Genomic DNA, 22295 nt, shown 5'->3' with positions numbered 1-22295 from the left:
GAGTGCGAACCCCGAAGAAATTCAGCGCAAGACCTGGCAACTCCACACCGGGCGACATCCCCCTCTGGATGCTCTTCCCGCTCTTCTTCGCGGTTGTCTATCTCTCGCATCTCACCCTGCTTCGCCTTCCCTACTTCTGGGACGAAGGCGGCTACTATATCCCTGCCGCGTGGGACTTCTTCCGCACCGGCAGCCTCATCCCGCAGACCACCATCACCAACGCGCACCCGCCGCTGCCTTCCATCCTGCTGGCGGCGTGGTGGCATCTCTCGGGATTCGTCGTCAGCGGCACGCGCACGCTGGTCTGCATCGTGAGCGCCTCGGCCCTGCTCGGCGTCTACAAGCTGACGCGCACCCTCGCTGGGGCCATCGCTGCCCCGGTCGTGACCGTGCTGACCGCGATCTATCCCATCTGGTTCGCGCAAAGTACGCTCGCGCACGCCGACATCTTCGCCGCTGCCTTCACGCTTTGGGGCCTGGCCTTCTCCTTCGACCGCGACGATGCAAACCAAAGCACGGCAAAGAATCAAATTCTCGCGGCAGTCATGTTCTCCCTCTCCGTTCTCTCCAAGGAGACCGCGATCATGACTCCTGCGGCGCTCGCGCTATGGGAGGTAATCCTCTTCCTTCAATGCCGCGCCACAAACAAACGCCAGAGCTTACGCTGGATAGCTGCCCTTCTCTTCCCCATCGCACCGCTCGTGGCCTGGTACGCCTACCACTACCACCGCACCGGCTTCATCTTCGGCAACCCTGAGTTCCTTCGCTACAACGCCACCGCGAACCTCAGCGCCTATCGCATCGCGCTCTGCCTGTGGCACCGGTTTCTTCACCTGACGATGCACATGAACATGTTCGTCCCGGTCGTCGCTACGGTGGCTGTCATCCTCATCCCTGTCACTTCTGCGACGGCTCCACGAGCGATTCGCAAATCGGCGCTCAAGGCCATCGCAGTCATCCTTCTGGCTAACTGGATCGCCTTCTCCATCCTTGGCGGAGCGCTGCTCACACGCTATCTGCTGCCGATGTATCCTTTGGTGCTGCTGCTCTGCGTCTCGACCTGGCGCCGTCATCTGCGCCAGTGGTGGCTCATCGCCGCGCTCAGCGCTGCGGCCTTCCTCAGCGGCATCTGGATCAATCCGCCCTACGCCTTCGCGCCCGAAGACAACCTCACCTACCGCGACATGATCGTCCTGCACCAGCAGGCTGTCCACTTCATCGAGCGGAACTACCCGCAAGCCACCGTGCTGACAGCATGGCCTGCGACCTCGGAGCTGGGCCGACCCGAGATCGGCTATACGCATCACCCCATCAAGACCGTGGCCATCCCCAATTTCTCCATCGAGCAGATGCAGAAAGCGGCAGCCGACCCCGGAGCCTACGACACGGCCTTTATCTTCTCCACCAAATGGGAGCCGCCGCCCGGCACTCTCAATCTCGGCAAACCCAACGAATCGGAAGACACGAAGTTCTTCGACTTCCACCACGATATGCATCCCGCCGCAGCCGCGGCCCTTCTGCACGGCGAGGTCGTCTGGCAGGCGCACCGCAAAGGAGAGTGGGCCGCCGTGCTTCGCTTCCCCCGTATCGTCGACGCTTCTCTCAGGCTGCCGCGCTGACACGCAAGCTCTATACTCATAGCTGTGCTGAGACCGTTCAACCCGCGCTCGATTCTCCAAAAAACATGCCTGCCCGTAGCACTCCTGCTGTGCTGCTCCCTTAGTTTCGCGCCCCGCGCCCGCGCTGCACAGAGCGCACCAGACGGTGACGCGGTTCAGGCCACGGGACGAGTCGTTCTGGTTCTGCCCTTCGACAACCGCTCCGGCCAGCCTAATCTCGACTGGATCGGCGATTCGTTTCCGGACACGCTTAATCAGCGTCTTGCGTCCGCCGGGTTTCTCACCATCTCGACCGACGACCGCCAGTTCGCGCTCGACCATCTCGGCCTTCCTGTGGACTTCAAGCCCAGCCGCGCCACCACCATCCGCATCGCCCAAACCCTCGACGCCAACTTCGTGATCGTAGGCAGCTACACCGTCAGCAAGGGCCGTATCAACGTTCAGGCGCAGATCCTTAATGTCGACAAGCTGAACCTCTCGCAGCCGCTCGACGACTCCAGCGAGCTGCCCCGCCTCTTCGATGTTGAAAACTCCATCGCCTGGACGATCGCGAAACACATCGATCCCCACTTCAATGTCGCCCAGCAGACTTTCCTCTCCGCTGCCGGAGGAGTTCCCCTCAGCGCCTTTGAGAACTACATTCGCGGCATCAGCGCATCCTCGCCGCAGGAGCAGATCAAGCGCCTGCAGATGGCCACTACCCTTGCGCCTAACTATCCTGCGGCTCTGCTCGCCCTTGGAAAAGTGCAGTTCACCCAGCGCGACTACGATCATGCGGCCACGACCCTTGCCAAGGTGTCCCATAACGACCGCCGTGCGCTCGAAGCCGGTTTCTACCTTGGCCTCGCCCGGTTTAACTCCGGAAAATATGCCGACGCTGAGGCGGCGTTTGCGTTCGTCGCCAGCCGTCTTCCCCTTCCCGAAGTCGTCAACAATCAGGGAGTGGCGGCCAGCCGTCAGGGCCACAATGCGATTCCTCTCTTTCAGCGGGCCTCCACCGCCGACCCCAACGACGAGGACTACCACTACAACCTCGCGGTGGCTCTGCTGCGCCAGGGCGATTTCGCCGGTGCACAGCGAGAGGTCGACGAGGCATTGAAGCTTCGCCCCACCGACAAGGAAGCGACCATGCTGAAGGCCCGCGTCCGTTCCGGCAGAAGCCTCAAGCCGTCTCAGGCGACCGCGGCCAAACCCGACACCGCCAATGCTGCAACGTCATCCACGGATGACTCCGACTTCGACCCGCTGGAGCGCATCCGCAGGACGTACTCGGAGGCCTCCTTCCGCCAGGCGGCCTTTCAGCTCGACCAGATGCGCGCCATGCGTCTGGCTGGACTGCCCCCCGCCAAACAGGCGGTCGAATACACGCAATCCGGCAACGACTACTTGACACAAGGACTCATTCCCGAAGCCGAGCAGGAGTTCCAGGCCGCCATCGCCGCCGACCCCTCCAGTCCCGCACCGCATACGGGACTCGCCAAAGTGCGCGAGCACACCGGCAATATCGACGACGCGCGCTCCGAGGCGCAGGCTTCGCTGAAGCTCCAGCCAACATCAGGGGCATACGTCGTTCTCGCCAAGATCGAGCTCGAAGCCAAGCAGATGGACGCCTCTGCGGCGGATGTCAGCAACGCTCTGAAACTTGACCCCAGGGACCCGGCAGCCCTGGCCCTGCGGCAAACCCTGCTCGCGCGCGGACAACGCATCCCATGAAGACCTCGCTGAAGTTCCTCTTCGCGCTCGTCTGCCTGCTCCCGTGCCTTCTGCCCGTGGCCGCGCGCGCCGACACCGCAAAGCCCGTCGTCGTGAAGCTAATCATCCACGACACCGTTCAGCCCATCACCGCCGATTATCTCCAGCGCGGCCTCGACGCGGCAGCCCGCCTCCACGCCAGCGCGGTCATCGTCTCTCTCGGCACACCGGGCGGTCTGCTCGAATCGACCCGCGTCATGGTCGAATCCATCGAAAAATCTTCTGTTCCCGTCATCGTCTATATCTCCCCTACCGGCAGCCGCGCCGGTTCTGCAGGATTCTTTCTGCTCGAAGCCGCAGATATAGCTGCCATGGCCCCCGGAACCAACGCCGGGGCCTCTCATCCTGTCACCGAAGGCCGCGAGCCCGACGCCATCCTCAAGCAAAAGATCGAGAACGACGCCGCGGCCTTTCTCCGCTCCTACGTCTCTCGTCGCGGGCGCAACGTGCAGGCTGCCGAAGACGCCGTTCGTAACTCGAAGTCCTACAGCGACGAGGAGGCACTCAACCTCAAGCTCATCGACCTGATCGCCAGCAACGACCAGTCGCTGCTGTCTTCGCTCGACGGCCGCGAGATCAAGCGCTTCGACGGCAGCTCCACAACCCTGCACCTGCAGGGTGCGACCATCACCGAAATCGCGCCCTCCCTGCGCGAGCGTCTGCTCACCCGGCTTACCGATCCCAACCTCGCCGTTCTCCTTCTTGTCCTCGGCGGGCTGCTCATCTATCTCGAATTCAACGTTCCCGGAACCATCATCCCCGGCTCCATCGGAACCCTGCTGGTTCTGCTCAGCCTCTTCGGCCTGAACCTCCTGCCCATCCGCCACACGGCGGTGCTGTTGCTGATTGCAGCCCTCGTCCTGATGGTGCTCGAAACCAAGTTCGCCAGCCACGGCATGTTGGCCCTCTCTGGAACAATTTGCCTTGTCTTCGGCCTGGCGACGCTGGTCAACACCTCCGTGCCCGAGATGCAGGTGCACACGGGGACAGCTCTCGGCGCGGGTATCGGCTTCGGGACCATCTCCTTCGGACTCGCCTGGATTGCCCTGCGCGCCCGTCGCGGCAAAGTCCTGACCGGCCCCCAGGCCATGGTCGGAGGCGTCGCAATTGCCCAGACTCCACTTACCCCGAACGGCCAGGTCGAGATTCGCGGCGAGTTGTGGCAAGCGTCTCTTCGCAACCATGCCGCGCTGCCGGCCGGGGCCGCTGTCCTTGTGCGCAGCGTCGACGGCCTCACCCTCATCGTGGAGCCCACCGGAGATTCAGTCCAGTCCTGAGGCGCACCACTGCGGCAACCGGGGTAAACTGAAAGCACTGCCGTTTGCTTCAAAAGTATCGTCCAAAGTTTTGCTCAAGGGAGTTTCGTCTCGATGTTGAATGTGTCCCGCCTGTCCTGTGTCTGGAGTATTACGCTTTGCCTGCTCGCAACTCTGGCGGCACCAACCGCAAAGGCTCAATCCCCCGCCCTCCAGAAACAGCTCGATCGCATCGACTTCAGCGTCAGCGGCATCGGCCAGTTCAACGGCAGCGGCAGCGGCATTCCCAAAAGCGGCCCCACCGACGCCAATGGAACCCCGCTCACGGTCAATCTCTCGACCGGCAACACCCTCGGCGCCTTGATAACGATCCGTTACATCAAGTCCCCCTACGTCGGTTTTGAAGGCAACTACACCTACGCTCGATATACCGAGACCTTTACTCCCTTCGGCTCGCCCTCAAGCGGTGGCGCCGCCAGCGCCGGTGTCCAGACCAATGCCTCGGAGTACACCCTCGGCTACGTCGCCCATACACCGAAGCTGTTCACCTTGAAGCCATTTCTCTCCGCCGGACTCGGCACCATCGCCTTCCGCCCTACGACCTTCGGCGGCCAGTCACTCCGCGAACAGGCCCGTGCGGCCTATTATTATTCGGCCGGAGTCGATGACGCGATCTCACCTCACTTCGGTCTCCGCGCCCAGTTCCGCCAGGTCTTCTTCCTCGCCCCCGACTTCGGCCAGAACTACCTGACCATCCTGCACCGTACCTCCACCTTCGAGCCTGGTGTCGGCTTCTACCTCCGCTTCTAAAATTCAAAATCATCGACCACGGATTACGTGGAAAACACGGATCAAGCTTTGTCTTTCATCCGCGTTTATCCGCGTAATCCGTGGTCAGTTGTTTACGAACTCCAACCGCCCCTTCGCCATCACCGAGTGTCGCGCCGCAGCGTGTCTCTCCGGAAAATCATTGCGGTAATGCGCTCCCCTGCTCTCTTCGCGGCCCAGGGCCGCCGCCACGATCAATCCAGCCACACTATGCAGGTTGCGGGCCTCCAGCGCTCGCCGGAACATCCCTTGCGGCATCGTCACCGCCAGCGCGTCCAGCCTCCGCTGGGCCTCCCCCAACCCCGCCGCATCTCGCAGCAAGCCGGCATACTTCCACATCAGATCGCGCAGCTCCGCAATCCATCGCTCCGTGGCTTTCTCTCCGGTAGTTCCACCCCTAACCGAAGTCACCACGTCCGCCGCCTGATCCCTGGTCCCTGGTCCCTGGGCCCTGTCGTCATCGGCGAGCATCGCCTCTGCAGCCAACACCCCGAAGACCAGCCCCTCCAGCAGAGAGTTGCTGGCCAGCCGATTCGCTCCGTGGACTCCCGTGCACGCCACCTCGCCCGCCGCATAAAGCCCAGGCAGAGAACTCCGTCCATGCACATCCGTGCGTACGCCACCCATCAGGTAGTGCGCCGCCGGACGCACCGGAATCAGGTCGCGTCCCAGCTCCAGCCTGTACTTCGCCAGAAACTTTGAGATCCCCGGAAAGCGCGTCTGCAGATCCTTCTTGATTCCGACGCCGCGCATGTCCAGATAGACTTCGCCGTCCATGCCCTCATGCGTGATCGCCCGCGCCACCACGTCCCGCGGAGCCAGTTCCAGCAGCGGATGATACCGCTCCATGAACCGCTCACCTTTGGCGTTCACCAGATAAGCCCCCTCGCCCCGCAACGCCTCGCTCATCAAAAACCTCGGCGCACCCGGCGCGCTGAACGCCGTCGGATGAAACTGGTAGAACTCCATATCGCTGACCTCGGCGCCCGCCCGGTAAGCCATCGCGATGCCGTCCCCTGTAGCCACCGCCGGATTGGTCGTGTCGCTATAGACCTGCCCTGCCCCACCACTGGCCAGCAACACCGCCTTCGCCCGAACCACGCGCACGCCGCCCTCGCCATCGAGCAGCGTAGCCCCCACCACGCGCCCGCCTTCCACCAGCAGATCCACGCCGGTCGTCCACTCCATCAGCTCAATCGAATCCATCTCGCGCACATGCCGCAGCAGCGACACGGCAATCTCTTTGCCCGTAGCATCGCCATTCGCATGCAGAATCCGCGACCGGCTGTGCGCCCCTTCGCGTGTCCGCATCAGCTCACCATTCTCGCGGTCGAACTTCGTTCCCCACGCCAGCAGCTCCTCCACCCGTCGCGGCCCCTGCTCCACCAGCACCGCAGCAGCCTCGCGGTTCACCAGCCCATCGCCCGCGCTCATCGTATCTTCGAGATGCAGCGCGACGTCCTCCTCGCCGCCCATCGCCACCGCGATGCCGCCCTGCGCATAAGCCGTATTCGACTCCGCCAGCTCTTCCTTGGTGACGACCATCACCCTGCCCACCCGCGCCAGGCAAATCGCCGCACTCAGACCCGCAATTCCCGCACCGACTACAAGAAAATCAACTTGTTCCATCCTTCGATGCTACTACTCCAGAATCACCGCAACACACGATACCATGGAGATATCGTGCCCGTCATCTCCCTCAAGACGCCCTCCGCCGCCTACGACATCACCATCGCCTCCGGCCTCCTGCGCACTCTCGCGCCGCGCCTCAACAAACTGGCAAAGGGCAAGCCGTTCCGCCCCTTCATCGTCACCTCGCCCGAGATCTGGGGCCTCTGGCACAGGCAGGCCCTCCCATCGTTCAAGCAGCCGCCCACCGTCCTCTTCCTGCCCAGCGGCGAAGCCCACAAGCGCCTCGCCAGCGTCGAATCTCTCGCGCAGCAGCTCGCCACCGCCGGGGCCGACCGCGACTCACTACTCATCGCCTTTGGTGGTGGCGTGATCGGCGACATCACCGGATTCCTCGCCGCCATCTACATGCGCGGCATCCCCTACATACAAATTCCCACCACACTCCTCGCGCAGGTAGACTCCTCCATCGGCGGCAAAACCGGAGTCAACCTCGTCGCTGGAAAAAACCTCGTCGGCAGCTTCAACCATCCCCTCGCCGTCCTCGCCGATACCGACATACTAGCCACCCTGCCTCCGGCCCAGCTCCGCGCCGGGCTACAGGAGTCCGTCAAAGCCGGAATCATCCGCGATCCCAGGCTCTTCAAATACATGGAGCAGAACGCCGACGCCATCCTCAAGGGAGACGCCAAAGCTCTCACCCACGTCGTCACCGCCAGCGTCCGCGTCAAGGCCGACGTCGTCGCCAACGACGAGCGCGAGTCCGGCCTGCGCATGATCCTCAACTACGGCCACACCATCGGCCATGCCATCGAAGCCGCCACCAGCTACAAGCAGCTCCTCCACGGCGAAGCCGTAGGCTGGGGCAGCATCGCCGCCACCCATCTCGGCCTGTCGCGCAAACTCATCACGCAGGCACAATCCGACCGCATCATCGCGCTCATCCTCCGCTACGGACCGCTCTCGTCCTTCAAGGCGACAGCCGCAAAATTAGTAGCACTCACCTCCAGCGACAAGAAGAACCGCAGCGGCACGCTCTCCTTCATCCTGCCCACCGGCATCGGCACCGTGAAGATCGTCCGCGACGTCACCCAGCCCGAACTCCTCGCCGCCGCCGAATCCATGCTCGACCTCATGCGCCAACACACTACAACACCCAAGCCCGCATCGACACGAAAGCGCAAGCGGTAATGGCAACACAGCAAAACACATCGGAACACACCATCGGAGCCCGTCCCACCGGCACCACCACCGATCAGGACGCCGCCGCGAACGTCCAGCAGATGTTCGACACCATCGCGCCGAAGTACGACCTGCTCAACCATGTCCTCTCCGTCGGTATTGACCGCTGGTGGTGGGCACGCGCCGCCCGCACCTTCCGCCCTATCCTCCAACGCCCCGAGTCCGTAGCCCTCGACCTCTGCTGCGGCACAGGCGACATGACTCTCACCCTCCTCAAACACCGCCCCAAATCAGCACAGAACCGGGTGCCCCATGTCTCGATTCTGAGACATGGGATCGAAGCGCCACCAAATCCCAAGCCCCCTTCCCCCATTCTCGCCGTAGACTTCTCGCACCAGATGCTCTCCCGCGGAGCCGAAAAGTTCGCCCCGCACAACATTATCCCCATCGAAGCCGACGCCCTCCACCTCCCCATCGCGTCCAACTCCATTGACCTCGTCACCTCCGCCTTCGGCTTCCGCAACCTGAGCAACTACGAAGCAGGCCTTGCCGAACTGCACCGCATCCTCCGCCCCGGTGGCCAGATCGGCATCCTCGACTTCAACCAGCCCACCGGCCTCACCGGTGCGCTCTACAACCTCTACTTCAAGCAGATTCTGCCTCGTTTCGGCGGCCTCATCTCCGGAGACCCGGCAGCCTACACCTATCTCCCCGACTCCGTTGCCCGCTTCCCCAGCCCGTCGCGCATGATCGAACTGATCCAACAGGCTGGCTTCACCGACGCCAGTTGGACCAGCTACACCTTCGGCACCGCCGGTCTCTATCGCGCCACCAAACCCTGACGGAAACCCGGCAAAACTCCATGTCAAGCCCCATCATCCTTGAGCTATCCCGGCATCTCCAACAAATAAAATGACTTAGACCTAAAAAATAAATCTTCAAAAGCTGCAAAACAGTTTCACCCAATTCGCTAAACTTGAAACAGTTAACAAAACAGAACCCCAATGACCGCAATACCTTGCCTGTAAGCCATTTAGAATCAATATTTTGATATCTAACCCTTGAAGGATGAATATTTTGCGAAGATCAATTCCAGTAACTTGATGAATCATAATAGTTTACGGGAAAGATACCCCGGGGGGGTGCCCCCAGACTCTAAGGAACCCTCCGATCAAGTCTTGGTTTTGAAAGGGCGCGGCTTCAGCCGCGCCGTAACTCATTCTTATGAAAAGAGGCTTTAGCCTCTGAGGGAATCTTTGGGGACATCACCAGACTCTGACGACTCCCGCAAGTCAGTTAGGCATCATCTCCCCTTAAACCCATGTAGCATCTTTCCCATGGCCCTTGTTACGACGCCCGAAGAAGCAGCGCACACACACGCCGCCAAGCGTTCCGCCGCGCTGTTGTCCGTCTTCGCCGCGCTCATCATTACTTTGCTTAAGCTGATCACCGGAATCTTTACCGGCTCCCTCGGCATGCTCTCCGAAGCGGCCCACTCCGGCATCGACCTCTGCGCCGCAGCCATCACTTTTTTCTCGGTACAGGTCTCCGACCGTCCCGCCGACGAAGACCACAACTACGGCCACGGCAAGATCGAAAGTCTCTCTGCCTTCGTCGAAACCGTGCTGATGCTCGGCTCCTGCATCTGGATTCTCACCGAGGCCATCCGCCGCATCCTCTTCCACCAGAACCTCGCGCTCACCTTCTCCGTGTGGCCCTTCGCAGTCCTTCTGCTCTCGATCACCGTGGACTACTCCCGCTCCCGCACCCTCCACCGTGTCGCCGTCCAACACAACAGCGAAGCGCTCAAAGCCGACGCTATCCACTTCCGCACCGACATCTGGTCGTCCTTCGCCGTCCTCCTCGGCCTTGCCGCAACCTACGCGGGCAAGCACTGGCACCTTCCCTTCCTCGAACTCGCCGACCCCATCGCGGCCCTCATCGTCTCCGGCATCATCCTCCGCGTCAGTTGGCAGCTCGCTCGCCACACCATCGATGCCCTTCTCGACGCCACACCCGCCGAGACCCGCGCCCAGACCCGCCGCGACCTCATCCTCGACCTGGCCGCCATCGACGGCGTTCTCTCCGTCGATCGCGTCCGCACCCGCCGCTCCGGCTCCAGCTACTTCGCCGACGTCACCCTCGGAATGCCGCGCAAGCTCACCTTCCAACGCTCCGAACAGATCACCGCAGCCGCCACCACAGCCGTGCAGCGCCATCTCCCCGGTGCCGACGTCGTCGTTCATTCCGTTCCCACCGCTTCCATGGCAGAGAGCGTCCACGACCGCATCCGCGCCGTCGCCGCGCGCTCCAACCTCACCATCCACGACGTCAGCGTGCAGGAGTACAACTATCAACTGCATGTTGAACAGCATCTCGAAGTGGACGAGACCATGCCTCTGCGCGACGCGCACGCGCTGGCTACCCAGCTTGAATCCGACATGCGCCGCGAGATCCCCGGCATCGCTACCATCCTCACCCATATCGAGAGCGAACCGGCCACGATTGAACGTCCCGCCTCGCTCGAGCGCGACCGCCAGCTCGAAGTTCGCCTTCGTCGCGCCGCCGCAGTGTTCCCCGAGATACTCGATATCCACGAGGTCTTCGTCACCCGCATTCCCAACCCTGGAAGCGACCGCATCCAGGTGAGTTGCCACTGCACCCTACCTGATGATCTGCCGATGGCCGAGGTTCACGCCGTAATTACCGCGCTCGAAGGAGCTTTCAAGTTGGACGCTCCCGAGGTCAACCGGCTGTTAATTCATCCCGAACCTGCCACCGATAATCGCGGCTGAAGACTGTATCCTGACGTTGATGAAGATCTCCAGCATCAACCGATTTTTCAATATTCTTCTCGGTGCGATGGCGATGCTTGCGGTTGCGCTCATCTCCGCGTTCCTTACCATGCGCCTCGCCATTCATGGCCGCGAGGTCGAGGTCCCCAACCTCTCCGGACTCACCATCGCCGAGGCCAGCCAGGCGGCCAGCTCGCAAGGACTCAACCTCAACGTCGAGAACCGATTCTATTCAAACGATGTTGCTCCCGGACATATTCTTGCCCAGTCGCCTACCTCTGGAGCCACCGTCCGACGCGAATGGACGGTGCGCGTCACCGAGAGCCTTGGGCCACAGAAGGTATCCGTGCCCAACCTGATCGGACAGACGGAGCGGCCAGCCTCCATCCTGATGCGTCGCCTCACGCTCGACATGGGGACAGTTGCCCAGCTTCCAGTTGATGCCGAGAATGGGGTTGTGCTGGCCCAGACGCCTACACCGAATGCCTCGGGCATCGACCGCCCTCGCGTAAGCCTGCTGCTCAGCGCACCGCAAGATCCTGACGCGACAGCGTATGTGATGCCTTCGCTTACCGGCCTGACCCTGGCCAGCGCCGTAGCCCGCGCGGCTGCGGCTGGGGTTCACATCGCCAGCATAGAGGACGTCAACCTGCCTGCACCCCCGGTACCCACTGCTCCGACAGCTCCTGCGATTCCGGCAGCTTCCGGAGCGCCTGTCGCGGCTGTCCCAGCAACAGCGGCGGTGCAGCCGGGTACGGTGGTGGACCAGAGTCCGCTGGCTGGATATCGCGTGGTGAAGGGCGATGCCGTTCACATCACGCTGACTCACTAGTCTTTTTTGAGCTAAACCTATTTCGCAGCTTCGAACACGGCTGCGTAGAAGCCGTCACAGGCGTGGACGCCGGGAAGCGTTCGTAGCGCTCCGTCACGCACGGCGGAGGTGAGATCGGCATCTTGCCGGAGAGTGCCTGAATCCGATAGCTGCTTCATCAGAGCTTCAATCGGAGTTCGGACGATATTTGTTCCGGCAATAACTTCCGCTACGATCTGTTCGCACTCTTCCGGCTCCAACGAACAGGTGGAGTAGACCAGCTTGCCGCCGGGAGCAAGCTGCTTCAGCGTAGCCTTCAGGATTGCCTTTTGCCGCGCTGCCTGACGAGGAAAATCTTCAGGCTTGAGGCGATGGCGAATCTCCGGGTTTCCGGCTAAAGTGCCGGTGCCGCTGCAAGGCACATCGCAGAGGATTAGATCGAAGCTCTGGTTGCCGGAGGGAGTGGTGGCATCGGCGACGGCGCAGCGGATGCGCTCGGCATAGGCGTAGCGGCGAAAGCGGGCTTCGGTCTGGGCGAGTCGCTTTGCGCTGACATCGCTGGCGGTGATCGCCGATGAGGCCAGCCGATGGGCGAGGATGAGAGTCTTGCCACCGGGCGCAGCGCAGCAGTCCCATACGGTCTTTGCGTGCGGCGCGGCTGCTGCGGCAAGCTCGGCTACCAGACGGGAGCCGTCGTCCATCTGCGGCAGGTCGCCACCGTTTTCGGTGAAGAGTGAACCTTCTGCTGGCTCTTTCTGGTCGGCCTCGCAGATCTTCAGCGCGGCCTCACGGCCATAGGCGGCGACCCATCGCTCGACCAGCCATTGCGGATGACCAAGGCGCTCGGAGAAGGCGGCGGTGGATTCAAAGACGCGCTGGCCGGGCTTTTGTGCTGCCGCCAGCTTGCGCAGGACTGCGTTGACCATTCCGGTGGCGTGAGGCTGGCCAGCGGCGCGGCATAGCTCCACGCTCTCGCTGAGGGCAGCGTGAGCGGGGATGCGGTCGAGATGAAGAAGCTGGAATGCGCCCAGCCGCAGAGCCAGTGAGATCGGTTCGGCCAGCCGCTGCTCCGGCCTTTGCAGCAGGGTGCGGATGCGAGCGTCGAGGGCGATCTGCCAGCGCAGAACTCCCATGACCAGCGTCGTGGTGAGGTTGCGATCTTCGGGCGAGAGCGATTCGATACGCGGGGAGTGCAACAGCTCGTCGCTGTGGCCTTTGCCCTCGCCTACAAGGGTCAGAATTTCAAATGCTGCCAGACGGGCCGGGGTGATCTTAGCGATGGCCGCTTCGGCGGTGGCAGTTGGGCCAGCAGAGGCTGGGCGCTTCATCACTGGGGCGCGTTTTGTCTTAGGAGCCTTTGGCTGGGCTGGCTTGTTCTTCATATTCCCAGCCGTTCGCCACTCTTGACCTGATAGCCGTTTAGAAACTCGGCGGCGGTCATGCGGCGCTTCCCTTCGAGCTGTACCTCGTCGAGGTAAAGGGCCGTGCCGTTGCCGCAGAGGGCCATCACGGCATCGCCATCGACGACAATCGTTCCCGGCTCGCCTTCGGCGGCTTGAGACGACGCGCGCATCCTGTGGACGATCAGCTTTTTGCCGCGCAGAGTGGTGTGCGCTCCCGGCCAGGGCTGGAAGCCGCGCCAGCGGTCGTAGAGATTGTGCGCCATGCGAGAAAAGTCGATGAGGCCATCGTCGCGCGTGAGGATAGGAGCAAGCGTGGCCAGCGCGTGATCCTGCTGCTGACAGAAGAGCGACTTGTCGGCAAGTCCGCAGAGGGTTTCGACCATCAGCTCGGCTCCAACGGCAGCCAGGCCCTCGTAGACATCGACCGCGGTCTCTTCCTGCGCGATGGGGACGACCTTGGCCAGAAGCATGTCGCCCGTATCGAGGCCTGCATCGAGCCGCATGGTGGTGACGCCGGTGACGTTCTCCCCGTTGGCGATGGCCCATTGAATGGGGGCAGCTCCGCGATACTTCGGCAGCAGCGAGCCGTGCAGGTTGATGCAACCGCAAGGCGGCAGGTCGAGCATCCACTGCGGAATGATGCGGCCGTAGGCAACGACGAGGATGGCTTCGGGGCGGATATCTTCAAGCTGGGTGCGGAACTCGAAGTTGTTCTTGATCTTCTCCGGCTGAGCGACGGGAATGCCATACTCGAGCGCGACGCGCTTGACCGGCGGCACCTGCGTCTCCATGCCTCGGCCTGCGGCGCGGTCGGGCTGCGTGACCACAAGGGCCACTTCATGGCCAGCGGCGAGGACAGCTTCAAGGGTAGGGACAGCGAATTGAGGAGTGCCACAGAAGACGAGCTTCAAAATTTGGTTCTCCTTTAAGGCTTAGCACTGATGGCAACGAGGAAGGGGTTGAGAGCTACCACTCGCCGTTCTTTTGCAGTTTCTTGATCTTGCGGACGACGAAGTCACGCTTGAGGCGGCTGAGGCGGTCGATGAAGAGGACGCCGTCGAGGTGGTCGATCTCATGCTGCATGGCGCGCCCCAGCAGTTCTTCGCCCTCCATCTCGATCGGATTTCCGTTGACGTCCTGCGCGCGGACCTTAACCCAGGCGGCGCGAGAGACTTTTTCGCGAATCTCAGGCAGGCTCAGGCAGCCTTCTTCCTCGACCTGCTTGCCCTTGCGCTCGATGATTTCTGGATTGATGAGGACGACTTTTTCGTCGGGGTTCTTTTTGAAGCTGCAATCGATGACCGTGATGCGCTGTGAAATATTGATCTGCGGCGCGGCCAGGCCGATGCCTTGAGCGGCATACATCGACTCGAACATCTCTTCGACCAGCTTTTTGAGCTTCGCGTCGAACACAGTGACGTCTTCGCCGCGCTTTGCCAGCACCGGGTCGGGCCACTTTACGATTTCGTGGATTTTTCCTGTTGCTTGACTCGTCGATTTGCTTACGGATTGGCTCACTTAATATTCTCGAATCTGCTCACAATAGCCGTTGAAGTTGCGCTGCATCTCACGTAGAGAATCGCCGCCAAACTTTTCTACCACAAGCCTCGCGATGGCCAGCGCTACCATGGCCTCCGCCGCCACGCCTGCCGCGGGGACGACACAGACGTCGCTGCGCTCATAGGCTGCCTTGACTGGCTCGCGGGTCTCGAAGCTGACCGAGCCGAGCGGACGTCGCAGCGTCGAGATGGGCTTGAGATAGCCGCGCACTACGATGTCTTCGCCGTTGGAGATGCCGCCTTCGATGCCTCCGGCGTTGTTCTGCTCGCGGGAGAATTTGGTGAAGCCGCCCTCGCCTTCGTAACCGATGGCGTCGTGAACGGCGGAGCCAAGGGATTCGGCTGCGGTGACTCCCCGCCCGATCTCGACGGCCTTGACCGCCTGCAGGCTCATGACTGCCTGGGCGAGAAGGCCGTCCATGCGCTCGTCCCAGTTGGCGTGGGTGCCGACGCCCGGAGGCAGGCCGTGGACGACGACCTCGAAGACGCCGCCGATAGTGTCGCCGGTGCGGAGGACGGCATCGACTTCGACCTTCATGGCGGCTTCGCTCTCGGGATCGACGCAGTTGAGGAGGACTTCGTCTTTCGATTGCAGGGCTACGATCTCCTCCCATGTGGCGGGGCGAGACAGCTCGGCCTTGCCTACGCGGATGACGTGGCTGGCTACGCCTACGCCTAACTCCTTGAGCAGGAGCTTGGCAAAGGCTCCCGAAGCGACGCGGGCGGCGCTTTCGCGGGCGCTCGCGCGCTCAAGAACATAACGAGCATCTTTGAAGTCGTACTTGAGGGCACCGGCGAGATCGGCGTGACCGGGACGCGGCGAAGCTACAGCTTTGTGCTTTTCGGGATCGCCCTCTTCAACGGGCAGGATCTCGGTCCAGTTCTTCCAGTCGTTGTTGGCCAGGGTCATGGCGATGGGCGAGCCGATGGTCTTGCCATGGCGTACGCCGCTGAGGACGTGCGCGGTGTCGCGCTCGATGCGCATACGGCCGCCGCGGCCATATCCCTTCTGGCGACGCCATAGCTCGCGGTTCACAAACTCAAGATCGACGGGAACGCCGGCCGGCATTCCACTTACCATGGCCACGAGGCTTTCGCCGTGACTCTCTCCCGCTGTCGAAAATCGAAGCATTTCCCTCACTGAAGCGGCGCGAAGGCACGCTGACGCCGCAAGTCTAATTGTAACAATCGTGAAGGCGCTTAATGGGCGTCGGCGAGTTGTCCCTGTGGCGGCAGCAGCCAGTCTTCGCGGGTAGACGGTAGAACATGGTCGTCGCTGCCGGGGTTGGAGAGCAGGATCTGGTAGACGCTGATCTTCGCCTTGCGGAAGGCCTCGGCGGAGCCCGCCATGTAAAGCCGCCAGACGCGGTAGGTCTCGGGATCGACGTAGTTGAGCAGGTCGCGCTTGCAGCGCTCAAGGCGGTCGACCCAGCCGTGGAGGGTGCGCTCGTAGTGCTCGCGGAGGCACTCGACGTCACGCAGCTCGAAGCCAGCGTGCTCGGCCTGGGTGGTGACGATGGGGAGCGTGGCGAGGGTAGTGTCCGGGAAGACGTATTTGCGGATGAAGGATGGCCCGTGCTTTTTGTACTCGTCCAGCGAGGAGACGATGCCGTGGTTGAGGAAGGTTCCGCCCGGCTTTAGCAGCTTCCTGACGGTGTCGAAGTAGGTGCCGAGGTTCTGCCAGCCGACGTGCTCGAACATGCCTACGCTGGAGATCTTGTCGAAGGAGGGAGCGGCGTGGTCGAGCTGGCGGTAGTCGCAGAGGCGTACCTCGCAGTGGGCGGCAAGGCCCTCCTGCGCGATGCGCTGCCGGGCGAAGGCGAACTGCTGCTCGCTGAGGGTGATGCCCAGGGCGTGGACGCCGTAGTGCTTTACGGCGTGGAGAATAAGGCTGCCCCAGCCACAGCCGATGTCGAGCATCTGGTCGCCGGGTTGGAGGCGGAGCTTCCTGCAGATGAGGTCGAGCTTGTTCTGCTGGGCGTCTTCGAGGGTCTCGGAGCTGCGGCAGAAGTAGGCGCAGGAGTAGACCATCGTCGGCCCGAGCCAGGGAGCGAAGAACTCGGGCGGCTTGTCGTAATGGAAGGAGATCGCCTGCCGGTCGCGGCGCAGGCTGTGGGTGAAGAGATCACTGACTGCGTATTCGAGATGGTGCCAGGCTCTGGCGGCGGAGATGGCCAGGCGGCGAACGTAGGATGGGCTTTCGACGCCGTGAGCGCGGCTGAAGACGAAGTCGGCGAACTCGAACATGGCAAAGATGTCGCCTTCGACCTCGAGATCGCCCTTGACGAAGGCGTCACCGAGGGAGATCTCGTTAGGATCCCATAGAAGGGCTTTCAACACATCGAGCGATTTAACGGTGATGGTGAAGCGGGGATTGCCTGCGCCATAGTTTGCGCCGGTGTCGTCCCATAAACGCAGCTCGAAGGAGGGGCCATGATAGGCCTCGAGCTCATGGGTGAGTCCAGCATAGAGTTTGTGAGAGAGGGCGTTAGTTCTGGTGACCGTCGGCATGACTTACTCCCGAATGATCAATTCCCCGATTCCGGGCAACACTACCTTCGATGCCGATTCGGCTGGATTCGATGCCAGAGGACAGACTCAATCCTTCAGGTAGCTGCGGGAGTCGAGCAGCGGGCGGTCCATGCTGCGGACCCACTCCGTCATCTCTCCCGCCGACTTTCCGCTGGCCTCGGCGGCGGCGAACTCGTTGCGCAGCACCTGCATCTTGGCTTCGAGGTCGTCGAGCATATTCAACAGCAGGGCCTCTGCGGTCATGGGCAGCTTAGGCGAGCCGAACTCGTACTTGCCGTGGTGGCTGAGGATCATGTGCTCAACCAGAACGCGCAGCTTCTCGGGGAATGGTGCCAGCTCCTTCACTTTTTCCAGCAGCATTCCCTGGGCGATGCTGATGTGGCCGATCAGTTGGCCTTCGAGCGTGTAGCCGAAGCTGTTCTTCCAGTGAAGCTCGCGGGTCTTGCCGATGTCGTGCAGGATGGCTCCGGTGACGAGCAGGTCGGAATTTACCTCGGGATAGAACGGGGCAGTGGCGAGGCAGACGCGCACCAGGGTGACGACGTGCTCCAACAAGCCGCCGAGCCAGGCGTGGTGCAGGCGTTTGGCCGCCGGGGCGGTTCGGAAGGCTGACGCAATCGCCTCGTCGTCGAGGAAGGCGAAGACCAGCCGCTCGAGGTCGGGATTGGTGAACTGCGAGACATAGCCGCGAAGCTCGGCCCACATCTCATCGACGTTATAGAGGGTCGCAGGGAGATAGTCGGCGGGGTCGATCTCGCTCTCGGCGGCATTGCGCATCTTTTGCAGGGTGATCTGGAACTTGCCCTGATACTTGCTGACCTGCCCCTGCACTTTGACGTAGCATCCCTCGGAGCAGCTTGCCAGCGCATCGGCGATGTCGTCCCACATGCGGGCTTCCATGGTTCCGGTCTTGTCGGTCAACGTAAGCGCGAGGTACTGGCCGCCCTGCTTCTTCTCGCGCACCGACAAGGAAGACAGCGCGAAGTAGGAGGTTACATTGTCGTTATCGAACTTCGCGGCGTCGGCAATAAAAAAGTCTTTCATGCACCTCAGGATAACGCGGAGATGCCTGCTGCGCAGACAACGACGCGAGAGCCATGGCTCTCGCGTCGTTGACAGGCGGTGCTTGCAGCTAGTTCGGCTGTGTCGAAGCGGGTGGAGTTGCCGGCGTAGCTGGCTGGGCAGGCGCGAGGCCTTCTCCAAGCGAAGGGCTCACCGTCGGTGCAGGCGCTGGTGCAGGCGCTGTCGATGGCTTCGGCTTGTTCTCCAACCGTTCCTTCCTGGCTCCCTTCACCTTCTTCTTTTTCTTCTTCTTGACCGTATCGCCGTTCAAGCCGAGAGGGGCGCCCTGCGCCTTCAGGTCTGCCTTCTCCTGAGTGGACTCTGCCTCCGGCGTCGCTGCAGCTTTCTCTTTGGCCTTTCTCCTTCGAGCGGCCTTCTTTTCCGCCAGAACGACCTTCTCGCGGGAAGCGAAACGCGTCTTCTTCGTGGGCGCTTCAACCGTAGGCGTTAGCGGATTGACATCAGCCGCCTGCGAAGCGCTCTCCTCGAGGTTGGTCATCGCGGCCCCAGGCGCGGCCGTAATGGCCGAAGCCGAGGCAGCTCCTGCCCCCACGTCGCCGCCGACTGCCGTCTGTTCCGGTCCGGCGGGTAATGCGGTGCGAGGAGCCTGTCCGAAGCGGATCTTCTCGCGCCTAACCTTCTTCTTCTTTTTGTGCTTGCCGTTGTCCGAGGATGCAACCGCCGCTGCCGGAGTGGCGAGAGGAACCTTGGCGTCTGCTGCCGACCGCTTCCCCTGCGCCGCAAACCGGCCCGTGCCGTTGCTGGTCTCGTAGCGCCGCTTCTTCTCAACCTTTTTCTTCTTGGCCACAGGAGGAGCGTAGGCAGTAAATACCGGCTTGCTTTCGTTGGGGCTGGCGCCGGAGTCCACGAAGCCGGGCGCGATGTCGATGAATGCCTCTTCACGCAGCTTTGTGAGGTACGTACGAAGCGCAGGCTGCAACTGCTCCATGTACATGGCTTCCTGAACCTGCGGCTCGATATCCTTCAACGCCGGTGTGCCAGCGTACTGGTGCTCAATGACCTTCAGGATGAGGTAGCCCTGGCGGGTCCGGATCGGCGCAGTCACCTGTCCTGCCTTAAGGCTGAAGGTTTGGTCTTCCAACAGCTGCGATTTCAACCCGCCACGTTTATACTCTCCGAGATCGCCTCCCTGGGCTGCCGTCGATCCGCCGGACTCGGTCTTGGCCAGTTCATCGAACTTGGCACCGGCCTTGAGCTTTGCTTCCACCTCGTCGGCCTTGGCCTTTGCCGTCGCCAGAGCCGCGTCGTTTGCGTCGGCTGGCGTGGGAATCAGGATCTCACTCAGCCTCACCTGCTCCGGCTGGGAGAAGTCCTGCTTATGGGCGTCGTAGTAGGTCTGTTCCTGCACTTGCGTCATCTGCAGACGGCGGCCTACTTCGTCGCGCACCACCTGCTGGGTGAGGATGCTGTCGCGGATGTTCGCTTTGAAGTCCTCAAAGGAAACTCCCTGCGCCGCCGCGGCCTTCTCAAGTGCCTCCATGGAGTCGAGGTGGTTCTGCTTGCGGATCTCATCGAGCCGGCGGATGACCTCGGCGTCGGCGTTTAAACCAAGCTCCTTAGCCTTGGAGAGCAGCAGCTGCTTGTCGATCATGTCGCGCAGCAGATCTTTTTGCCGCTGAGCAGCATCCGCAGGAGCGGCATTGGACTGCTGGTCCTCGCGGATAAGCTCCTGCTGGGCGCGTTCGACATCGCTGCGGTTGATGATCTGGTCGTTCACGCGTGCGACCACATCCTCCACCACTGTGGCGTTGGGCGTAATGGGAGCCGGAGTCGGCAGCGACAGTTGCGGCTGCGGCGTCTCCGGTACGCTTACAGGACTCTGATACCGTGGCATTTGCGCCACACCCGGCAATGCCAGCACGCTTAGCCCCAACACCACCGCAAACTGCGAAATTCTAAAGGTCATCGTCACTCGTATCTTCAATTAACATCCGCGAGGCCACGGCCATCGCACGGGTGCCAGCACTGCTTCGTTTGACTGTCCGCAGCATTGGACGGTATCCGCTCACCATTCTAACTGTCCCGCCCCTATCTAGCGAATCCCCTTTATCGCCAGCGGCCGCTCACCCCCCGATGCTATACTCCGTCCAAAGAGGGCGCGCCATAGTACGCATTCCCTTGCGTAGATATTGAGCACTGTTTCCCGCTTTTTTTTGAGGTAATCCAAGCAAATGGCTCCACGCACCCGTCGCGCACTCTTTATCGCTACCCTCTTTCTGTCCAGCTGCGCCGTGCTCGGGACCTTCATCAACCAGAAGGTCGATGCCCAGTCGGCGACGGACGAGTCCACGCTCCGCGACTCCCTGCACTCTTTTACCGACGTCTATGCCCTGGTCGAACAGAACTACGCGGAGCATCTCGACTCCGACAAGGTAGATAAAGCGATCTATGACGGCGCCATCCCGGGGATGCTGCACACGCTCGACCCACACTCCAGCTTCCAGGACCCGAAGGCCTTCGCCCAGATGCGTGAAGACCAGCACGGCAAATACTACGGCGTCGGCATGTCGATCCAGCCGCAGCCCGACCCGACCGCAAAGAATGGCCTGAAGATCGTCGTCCTTACCCCTTTTGAAGGGACCCCCTCCTATAAAGCCGGCATCCGCCCAGGCGACGTGATTGTAGCCGTCGATGGGAAGTCCACCGCTGGCATGGACTCGGCAGCCGTCGCCTCCATGCTCAAAGGGCCGCGCAACACTTCTGTCTCGGTCACAATGGACCGCGAAGGCACCCCTAAGCCCATCGTCTTCAACCTGATCCGCGAAGAGGTTTCCCGCCCGTCGGTCGATCTCGCCTTCATGATACGGCCGGGCATCGGCTACATTCACGTCACCAGCTTTATGGAAACGACCAGCCGCGAGGTTGGCGATGCGCTGGACAAGCTCGGGGACATCAACGGCCTCGTCATCGACCTGCGCGGCAACCCCGGCGGACTGCTGAACGAGGCTGTCGGCATGGCAGACAAGTTCCTGCAAAAGGGACAGATCGTCGTCTCGCAAAAGGGCCGCGCCTTCCCCGATCAGGTCTATCGCGTCGCCAATGGCGAAGAGGGCAAGAAGTATCCCATCGTCGTTCTCGTCAACCGCAATACTGCCTCCGCGGCGGAGATTGTCTCGGGCGCGCTGCAGGATCACGACCGCGCCCTGATCGTCGGCGAAACCACATTCGGCAAAGGGCTGGTCCAGACCGTCTTCCAACTCAGCCAGGCCACCGGCCTCCTGCTGACGACCTACCACTACTACACGCCGTCGGGCCGCCTGATTCAACGCAACTACAACGGTGTTTCGCTTTACGACTACTACTACGTTCGCGACGATGCGGCAAAGCCAGACAAGAGCAACCTCGAGGTCAAGCTGACGGACTCCGGTCGCACCGTATATGGCGGCGGCGGAATCACGCCGGATGAGCCTATCACTGAACTGAAGGCGAATGATTTTCAGGGAACTCTTCTGCAGAAGTATGCTTTCTTTAACTTCACCAAGCACTATCTGGCCACCCACACCGTCAGCAAAGACTTCGTGGTCGATGATGCTGCGATGAAGGACTTCAAGGACTTTCTGAAGGCGCAGAGCATCGACTACACCGATGCTGACATCGCCAACAATCTCGACTGGATCAAGGAAAGCGTGAAGAGCGAACTTTTCACCTCGCAGTTCGGAGAACAGGAAGGGCTGAAGGTGCGCGCCGACTGGGACCCGCAGATCGCCAAGGCAATCGGCTTCCTGCCCCAGGCTCAGGCGCTGGAAGACCATCTTGCAGCAGCAGAGAAGACAACGCTGGCCAACCGCTAACGTCCTACCGCTGTAAACGACGCCTCAATTACAAAACGCATCGGCCTCATGGGCG

General features: G+C 61.8%; 17 protein-coding genes. 9 read left to right on the top strand and 8 right to left on the bottom strand.

Annotated elements, in window-relative coordinates; all coding sequences use genetic code 11:
• The first annotated feature begins 2 nt into the window (after positions 1-2).
• The 4 genes from VMU57_RS09715 (at position 3) to VMU57_RS09700 (ending at position 5437) form a co-directional block, all read left to right on the top strand.
• Complete coding sequence (locus tag VMU57_RS09715; protein WP_325382856.1) at positions 3-1619, top strand: ArnT family glycosyltransferase; 1617 nt, start codon at positions 3-5, stop codon at positions 1617-1619.
• A 24-nt stretch (positions 1620-1643) separates the two neighbouring features.
• The gene (locus VMU57_RS09710) at positions 1644-3332 is read left to right on the top strand and encodes a tetratricopeptide repeat protein (RefSeq protein WP_325382854.1); all 1689 of its coding nucleotides are present in this window, start codon (positions 1644-1646) and stop codon (positions 3330-3332) included.
• A complete protein-coding gene (locus tag VMU57_RS09705; RefSeq protein ID WP_325382852.1) occupies positions 3329-4648 on the top strand; it encodes a nodulation protein NfeD in 1320 nt (439 codons plus the stop codon). The genes VMU57_RS09710 and VMU57_RS09705 overlap by 4 nt, the downstream gene beginning before the upstream one ends.
• Positions 4649-4741: 93 nt before the next feature.
• On the top strand, positions 4742-5437 hold the full coding sequence (locus tag VMU57_RS09700; RefSeq protein WP_325382850.1) for an outer membrane beta-barrel protein: 696 nt from the start codon (positions 4742-4744) through the stop codon (positions 5435-5437).
• 84 nt (positions 5438-5521) lie between these two features.
• Here the strand turns inward: VMU57_RS09700 and nadB are convergent, their stop codons facing one another.
• Entirely contained in the window at positions 5522-7084 is a 1563-nt protein-coding gene (nadB, locus tag VMU57_RS09695) for an L-aspartate oxidase (RefSeq protein WP_325382848.1), read from the bottom strand.
• A 54-nt stretch (positions 7085-7138) separates the two neighbouring features.
• On the opposite strand from nadB, the gene aroB reads away from it, so the two are divergent.
• The 4 genes from aroB (at position 7139) to VMU57_RS09675 (ending at position 11893) form a co-directional block, all read left to right on the top strand.
• Positions 7139-8275, top strand: a complete 1137-nt coding sequence (gene aroB / locus VMU57_RS09690; protein WP_325382846.1) for a 3-dehydroquinate synthase — start codon at positions 7139-7141, stop codon at positions 8273-8275.
• The gene (locus tag VMU57_RS09685; RefSeq protein ID WP_325382844.1) at positions 8275-9108 is read left to right on the top strand and encodes a ubiquinone/menaquinone biosynthesis methyltransferase; all 834 of its coding nucleotides are present in this window, start codon (positions 8275-8277) and stop codon (positions 9106-9108) included. The genes aroB and VMU57_RS09685 overlap by 1 nt, the downstream gene beginning before the upstream one ends.
• Positions 9109-9603: 495 nt before the next feature.
• Positions 9604-11061 carry a cation diffusion facilitator family transporter gene (locus VMU57_RS09680; protein WP_325382842.1) on the top strand — a complete coding sequence of 486 codons (1458 nt, stop codon included), beginning with the start codon at positions 9604-9606 and terminating at the stop codon, positions 11059-11061.
• Between the two features lie 19 nt (positions 11062-11080).
• Positions 11081-11893, top strand: a complete 813-nt coding sequence (locus VMU57_RS09675) for a PASTA domain-containing protein (protein WP_325382896.1) — start codon at positions 11081-11083, stop codon at positions 11891-11893.
• 17 nt (positions 11894-11910) lie between these two features.
• On the opposite strand, the gene VMU57_RS09670 is transcribed toward VMU57_RS09675, so the two are convergent.
• The 7 genes from VMU57_RS09670 to VMU57_RS09640 form a co-directional block, all read right to left on the bottom strand.
• Complete coding sequence (locus VMU57_RS09670; protein WP_325382840.1) at positions 11911-13254, bottom strand: RsmB/NOP family class I SAM-dependent RNA methyltransferase; 1344 nt, start codon at positions 13252-13254, stop codon at positions 11911-11913.
• Entirely contained in the window at positions 13251-14186 is a 936-nt protein-coding gene (fmt, locus tag VMU57_RS09665) for a methionyl-tRNA formyltransferase (protein ID WP_325382838.1), read from the bottom strand. The genes VMU57_RS09670 and fmt overlap by 4 nt, the downstream gene beginning before the upstream one ends.
• A gap of 55 nt (positions 14187-14241) precedes the next feature.
• Positions 14242-14793, bottom strand: a complete 552-nt coding sequence (gene def, locus VMU57_RS09660; protein WP_325382836.1) for a peptide deformylase — start codon at positions 14791-14793, stop codon at positions 14242-14244.
• Positions 14794-15966: a chorismate synthase gene (gene aroC, locus VMU57_RS09655; RefSeq protein WP_325382834.1), complete on the bottom strand. Its 1173-nt coding sequence runs from the start codon at positions 15964-15966 to the stop codon at positions 14794-14796.
• Between the two features lie 68 nt (positions 15967-16034).
• Complete coding sequence (locus VMU57_RS09650) at positions 16035-17345, bottom strand: class I SAM-dependent methyltransferase (RefSeq protein WP_325382833.1); 1311 nt, start codon at positions 17343-17345, stop codon at positions 16035-16037.
• Positions 17346-17432: 87 nt separating this feature from the next.
• Positions 17433-18410, bottom strand: a complete 978-nt coding sequence (locus VMU57_RS09645; protein WP_325382832.1) for a 3'-5' exoribonuclease YhaM family protein — start codon at positions 18408-18410, stop codon at positions 17433-17435.
• Between the two features lie 88 nt (positions 18411-18498).
• Complete coding sequence (locus tag VMU57_RS09640) at positions 18499-20355, bottom strand: peptidylprolyl isomerase (protein ID WP_325382830.1); 1857 nt, start codon at positions 20353-20355, stop codon at positions 18499-18501.
• Positions 20356-20620: 265 nt separating this feature from the next.
• Between VMU57_RS09640 and VMU57_RS09635 the strand changes: the two genes are divergently transcribed.
• Positions 20621-22240: a S41 family peptidase gene (locus VMU57_RS09635; RefSeq protein ID WP_325382828.1), complete on the top strand. Its 1620-nt coding sequence runs from the start codon at positions 20621-20623 to the stop codon at positions 22238-22240.
• Positions 22241-22295: the final 55 nt, after the last annotated feature.

The organism is Edaphobacter sp., assembly GCF_035532915.1.
Taxonomy (GTDB): domain Bacteria; phylum Acidobacteriota; class Terriglobia; order Terriglobales; family Acidobacteriaceae; genus Edaphobacter.
The sequence above is the reverse complement of the archived record's forward strand: the minus strand, read 5'-3'. Positions and strand labels throughout refer to the sequence as shown.